Consider the following 6,534-nt stretch of genomic DNA (forward strand, 5'->3'; position numbering starts at 1 on the left):
TGCCATGCCCGTCAAGGTGACCTTCTCATCAAAGAACCGCGCATCCACCGTCACGGTTCTGCCCTTCAGGGAAGCGCTCATGGTCCCATCCCCTACGTCGAGGTTCCTGAACTTCCATCCCTTCAACGTTCCTTCCATCTCTACCATCGGATTATCGAGCGTCCCCTTCCCTTCGGCCCGGAAAGAGAGGCGTGCATCGGCTCGCAGTCTCTGCGGTGCAACATCCTTCAGGAATACGTCCCTGCCCGATGCCCTGAACCTGAAGGTTTCGTCGCGGGAAATGTTCCCGTCGGCTGTCACTGTTGATCCGCCTTTCTTCAGGAGCAGGTCTTTTAGTGAAAGGACTTTGTAGTCATAAGAAATCGACGTCGAAAGAGAATCGAAAAATATGTCGCCCACCTTAAGCTCTGTGATGCGGAGCGTGCCTTCATAGAGAGGTTCCGATCCGGAACCGGAGATGCCGATGTCGGCCTCCACCATTCCCTTTGGAGACGGGTCCAATTTCTTCTTGTACACGATCCGTGAGAGCCTCTCGAGATCGCCGTTTTTCAGGCTAACCCGGAGCGCATACTGCGGTTTCTTCACATCGAAGAGTTCTCTGGCGTCGGGAAATCTGATAGCCCCTCTGATCCGCACCGCCAGAGACTCTGAGGAGCGAGCGGCATCGCCTAGGGTGGCATCCTTCACTTCGAGAAGATCCTTTCTGTAATTCAGATCGCCGGCGGCATCCCCAAAATGATATCCTTCGAAAGAGGCTCCTCTGAGCCTCACTGTCCAGTTGAGTGACGGATTATCAAACTTCCCTGTCACCGTGCCTCCGGCGGTCCCTGACCCAGTCAGCTCCCGCAGATACGGCGATGTTATATCCGAGATATCATCGGTTCTCATCTCTGTCTCGAGGGATAAGACCGAGGACGCGATGTCGATGTCGCCGTGCAGACTCACGTGCGACCGGGCCGTGCTGATCTCGGTACCGGACAGGCTGAGGACATCGTCCCGGAGACTGTAAGAACCATTCGCCTTTTTGACCCTTCCGAGGACATCTCCGCCCTCTTCGATACTCTCGTAATCAAACCAGCCCGAGGGGGCGAACTTCTCTCCCTCCGTGCGCAACTCCCCCCTTACCTTGCCCTCCGGGATACCCGGGTCCCATCCGATAAACTTGAAGACAGTCCTACTGTCAATACCGTAACCCTTCACGTTCAGGGAATAGTATGGAGGGCCTGAAATGGCGATAGTCGCCTCGGCATCGGCAGTCCCGTGGGAGAGAGAAGCGTGTCCCCCGGTAAAGATCAGATTTCCATCACGGTACGAGACGGTACTGTCGAGTGCATCGAGATCGATGCCGAAGAGATTTCCCTTCCGCAAGCGTGCCTTCGCAGTCCCTGCGAGACTGTTCAGGGGACCTCTGAGGTTTCCGGTGAAGGAGACAAGACCCTCCACCTTCTCCTTTACCTTCAGCAACTCCATGAGAGCCTCCAGGTACATTTCTCCCTTGAGCTCCATGTCGACGGTCGACTGCAGGGGATTATTCGCGATGAGCTCTACCGTGCCCTTCGCGGTGACGCCGCCTTCTCCCTTCTGCGTCAGACCGAAGATCTTCTTAGCCGACTCCATGAGGAGCCCCAACCGAACCTGGAGTCCGCCGCGCCCGCCGGCGTATACACCGCTGGCATGTACCATCGATCCGTAGAAGCCTACCTGCACTCCTTTAATCTCTACCGCGTCGTCCCGTAGCACTACCGTCCCCTTGATTTCACCCTTGACTTCGGGCCAGCCTTCTATCCGGGATGAGAGGTGCCTGACGGAAAAGGTGATCCGGGGAGAAGGTGATTTCCGCGTGATGATTGTTTGCGGAGCCTTGAGAATAGCCTCTCCGTTCAGACCGCTTCCGGTCAACCGGTTGCCGCGATAATCGAAGGTGAAGGTGCCGTCATCCACCGCAAGGGTCTTCAAGACCACCTTGATGGGAGATTTTCTTTCGAGGGCAAGATATTCCCGTACCCTGCGGATGATATCGGTGAGCTGTGATTCATCGCTCCTCACGGCGGCATCCCGTATCACGAGCCGTCTCACGATGAGTTCCTTATCCAGAAATCCTGAAATCTCAATGTAGCCCTTGACCCTGGGGAGACGGATGATCTCTTCTCCGTTCTCGAAGACCCTGAGATCCCTGACCTCGATCGTAAGGGGAAAAATGTTGATATATATTTTTTCGGCAATGACCTCCCTGCCGGTTGCGGCCGAGAGTTCGGGAAGTATGAGCCTCTTGAGCTGGTTGGAGATATACGGTCCTCTGCCGATGAGGGTGAGGACGCCGAGCACGAGCAGTACGGAAGATAGAAAAACTATCCGCTTTATCTTAATCTTTCCCATAATGACAGCAACAGTTCATGGATCGCTATCCCCTCAAGCTTTTTCCCGCCCTGTTGCAGGGAGAAGATGTCGTTCGCAATCCCCGATTCGGTATTGATCCTCGCCGATATTATACCAATATCCTTCTCATGAATCAGGCTTGTCACGTCATAGAGGAGTCCTATCCTGTCCTGGGCGAAAAATTCGAGGATACTGTTCTCGGCTGAGGTTTCGTTGTCGATTTCGATAAAGGGGCCGAACCTCTCAAGGACTTCAGGTCTTGGACCGGCACCGCCCGCTCCGCTTCTCATACCCTGAATTCCTCCATACCGGTACCGCCTCCCGCCGCATACCGCCTCCCTGAGTCTGACCCCGAGATCCTGACAGATCCCGTCCCAACAGATATCTCCCCAGTTCGCGACCTGAATTTTATCGATGACGATTCCGCCGCTGCCCGTATATACCCTCGCGCGGTAAATATTCATACCGAGGGACGAGAGGACACCGACTATCCTCGAAAACAGACCGGGACTGTCCCAGCCGCCGATGCTCACCTCTGCGGTGCCCGCAGAATCTTCCCTCACCCTGAATCCGAACCTCTTCTCCGTCACCTCCCGGTAAAGTCCGAAGTCTTCGAATAACCTCTCCGGCGTCAAAGAGATGAGATATCGCTCCGGCATTAACGCGAGAAACCGTTCTACCTCTTCCCGCTCAGCCTGGGAACGAAACCCCTTCTTCAGGAGGAGGTGATTTCCGAACCGATCGTCTAATCTCCGGCTGTCGGGAAGGTCGCCGGTAAATCCCCCGAGATACCGCGATGTCGTCTCATAGAGTTCTTTAAGGAGATAGGCCTTCCATTCAGTCCAGAAGTCGGGACTGACGGAGGTCATGTCTGCATAGGTGAGGAGATAGAGCGCGTCGAGATTTTCCCTCCCTCCCAGGTCATCGGCGAATTGCGCTATGACCTCGGGATCCTCCGTGTCTCCCTTGAAGGCCACGGATGCCATGAGGATATGGTTCTTCACAAGGAATTCTATTCCCGATCTCTGTCCGACCGTGAGGTTCAATCTCTCGATGATGTTCTTTACTTCCAGATAGCCCGCCTCCTCATGATGGCCTCCCCCGGAACCGTACCGATAGGTCTTTACGATTCCCTTCTTCCCGATATCGTGGAGGAGGAGCGCAAGGATGAGTATCTCCTTCTGCCTCACCTCCCTGAATACCCCGGAAAGGTGCTCGAGGTTCTTGTATTTCGTGTCCCCGAGTTCAGTCAATTTCTTGACCGCGTGAAGGGCGTGTTCATCGACGGTATAGCGATGATAGGGCTCGTAGACCACGAGAAAGCTGAGCGCACCGAACTCCGGGACGAACCTTCCGAGGACCCGGTTGTTGTGCATCTCCCGCAATGTTTCGTACGACCTGGGTCCCCTGATAATATCCATGAAAGATTCTGCCGCTTCCTGAGAGCTTCTCGTCGCCTTCCCTATTCGGTAGAGGTTTTTCCGTATCTCATCCCTCAGCCGGGGGCTGAAACGCTTTCCCGTCTTTGCCATGACAGAAAATGCCTCGATGATTGCCTCCGGTCTCTCCTTGAGACAGTCGCCGTTCGCGACGATCCGGTTTTTCGAGAGGGAAAAATCGGCCGTTATCCGTTTCCTCGCATAGAGGAACGGCAATATCCTGCTGTCTCTCTTCTCTTCGCTCACACTCCGCAGAGCAAACAAGTCAAGGCTCCGCGCCGTGACATCATGAACGGCCGATGCCCTGAGATAGAGATACCGCATGAACCGTTCTGACGCGAGGAGCCGCCTGGAGGCCTTGAAGTTGAGCATTTCCGCGATGCCTTCATGGAATTCGAAGGAGAGGATATCGTTTCTCCGCCCGCTGAGAAGGTGAAGACAGAACCTCACCTTCAGGAGGAAGTCATAAGCCTTCGCAAGCTTTTTGAACTCCTCCGGCGCGAGTATCCTCGCAAGCTCGTCAAAATTCCTCATCCTCAGTTTTATGCTCGCGAGCCAGAGAAGGGTATGGATGTCCCTCAACATACCCTTTCCCTCCTTGACCTGCGGTTCGAGCATGTAGACGGAGTCGCTTATCTTCCTGTACCGCGTCTCGACCTCGCGCAACTTTTCGGTGATAAATCTGCTCGACTCCCTGAATGCGATCTCGGGGTAAACGCTGTCCATAAAATAGCGGTACAAATCCCTGTCGCCCGCTATGTAGCGATGTTCGAGAAGGGACGTCCTCGTCTTGACGTCCTTTCTCGCCTCACTAATGCAATCGGCGGGCGTTCTGAATGAATGGCCGATTGCCCGATTCGTATCCCAGAGCTTGTAGAGAAATTCTGAGGCCTTTTCCGACGCAGACCGGTCCCTGGCAAAGAGCATGATATCGATATCGGAGAACGGAGCGAGTTCGCCCCTCCCATATCCGCCGACGGCCATGATGCAGAGACCGGAGCGGGCATCGGTCGCGGAGAAGAGGCCGCTGAGGAGTGAATCCGTCCTCCCCGTAAAGTGGGCCGTCAATTGCCTTCCGCTATAACCCTTCTCCAAAAGCCCTGTGAGTTCGCCTATATCCATACGATTCTGATATCTTCTCACCTTCCCGGATTCTCTGCATGCTTATTCCCTCGTCCGCGGGTGCAGATGATCCGATCACGAATCCTGCGCGGTTCTTATTCATTCCCTATTCCCGCACCTACATCATTGGTGCTGCCGTGATGGCTGATGAGAACGGCAACATAATGCCTTCCCATGAATCGAGGACATGGATTTGAACGAGCTCATGACGTCCTTTGGCGCGGGGCCCTGCCTACTGCAGCGCCGTTCCGTTTTCCGCGCAGGCCGGCACCGCCAGCTATGAAGAACGAGGGCGAATTATCTTCTTCTCCCGAGATAATCTCTCGGTTTCCCCGCCCCTCTCGGCGGACCGACGAGCCCGTCCTCTTCCATGAGTTCCATAATCCTCGCGGCCCGGTTATACCCGATCTTGAACCGCCGCTGTATTGACGATATCGAGACCTCACCGACGGACTCGGCAAAATCGAGGGTCTTCCGATACATCTCGTCCCTCTCCGGGGATTCGCTCTCGTTCCCCGGCTCTTCGATTGCGATGCTCTCAAAGAGCGAATAGTCAGGCACTCCCTGAGGCGTGATGAAATCGGTGATCGCCTTTATCTCCTCCTCGCTCACAAGGGCGCCGTGGACTCGCAGGATCCTCGACCCCGGAAGCATGAGGAGCATGTCACCCTTCCCCAGGAGCTGCTCTGCGCCCTGACTGTCGATGATCGTCCTTGAGTCTATCCTCGATGTCACCTGAAAGGCTATTCTCGCCGGAAAGTTGGCCTTTATCACTCCCGTGATAACATCGACTGAAGGCCGCTGCGTTGCGACGATCAGGTGTATGCCGGAGGCCCTCGCCATCTGCGCCAGCCTCGCGATCGAGTCCTCGACTTCGTTGCCTGAGGCGAACATAAGGTCCGCGAGTTCATCGATAAAGATCACGATATACGGAAGCTGTTCTTCGTCGGGGGCTACCCTATTGAAGCTCTCGATGTTTCGCACCCCCTTTTCCGCGAGGAGCCGGTATCGTCTCTCCATCTCGAAGACCATCTTCCGCAAGGCCTCTGCAGCCTCCTTCGCCCCCGTTACAACCGGCGAAATGAGATGGGGTATCTTCTCGTACGACGAGAGTTCGAGGAGTTTCGGATCTATCATGAGCATCTTCACTTCCCGGGGCGTAGCCTTATAGAGGATACTCACGACCATCGAATTGATCGAGACGCTCTTGCCGGAACCGGTCGCCCCCGCAACAAGGAGATGTGGCATCCGCGAGAGGTCAGCGACGATGGGGGTTCCGAAGATATCCTTGCCGAGAGCGAGGGTGAGCCTCGTATGACTCCTCTGGAAGATGTCCGCGGATATGATCTCTCTGAGACAGACCGTCTCCCGGCTTCTGTTTGGCACCTCTATGCCGATCGCCGCCTTGTTCGGTATCGCCGATACCCTCACACTCTGCGCCTTCAAGGAAAGGGCGAGGTCATCCGAGAGGGAGACGACCCGGTTCATCTTGACACCCGGTGCCGGCTCAAATTCGTACATCGTAACGACGGGACCGGGATAGACCTGCGTGACCTTTCCCTCAACATCGAAGTCCTTGAGCTTCTTTTCGAGCATT

The 6,534-nt window shown here is 55.3% G+C and carries 4 protein-coding genes; 1 reads left to right on the plus strand and 3 read right to left on the minus strand.

Features of this window, described 5'->3' with window-relative positions:
- Both VEI96_12145 and glnD read right to left on the minus strand, forming a co-directional pair.
- A partial coding sequence (locus VEI96_12145) for a hypothetical protein (protein HXX58744.1) occupies positions 1-2,376 on the minus strand: 2,376 nt, incomplete at its 3' end.
- Positions 2,358-4,937, minus strand: coding sequence for a [protein-PII] uridylyltransferase (gene glnD, locus VEI96_12150; protein HXX58745.1), 2,580 nt, complete (start codon positions 4,935-4,937; stop codon positions 2,358-2,360). The genes glnD and VEI96_12145, both read right to left, overlap by 19 nt.
- 38 nt (positions 4,938-4,975) lie before the next feature.
- On the opposite strand from glnD, the gene VEI96_12155 reads away from it, so the two are divergent.
- Positions 4,976-5,134, plus strand: coding sequence for a hypothetical protein (locus VEI96_12155; GenBank protein ID HXX58746.1), 159 nt, complete (start codon positions 4,976-4,978; stop codon positions 5,132-5,134).
- Between the two features lie 100 nt (positions 5,135-5,234).
- Here the strand turns inward: VEI96_12155 and VEI96_12160 are convergent.
- Positions 5,235-6,534, minus strand: a 1,300-nt coding sequence (locus VEI96_12160; GenBank protein ID HXX58747.1) for a DNA translocase FtsK, incomplete at its 5' end; no start/stop codon positions are given.

The sequence above is a fragment of the Thermodesulfovibrionales bacterium genome (genome assembly GCA_035622735.1).
In the GTDB taxonomy this organism is placed as follows: domain Bacteria; phylum Nitrospirota; class Thermodesulfovibrionia; order Thermodesulfovibrionales; family UBA9159; genus DASPUT01.

Coding starts and splice junctions, on each gene's coding strand:
- glnD (HXX58745.1), bottom strand. CDS start 4,937: ATGGATATAGGCGAACTCACAGGGCTTTTGGAGAAGGGTTATAGCGGA.
- VEI96_12155 (HXX58746.1), top strand. CDS start 4,976: ATGCTTATTCCCTCGTCCGCGGGTGCAGATGATCCGATCACGAATCCT.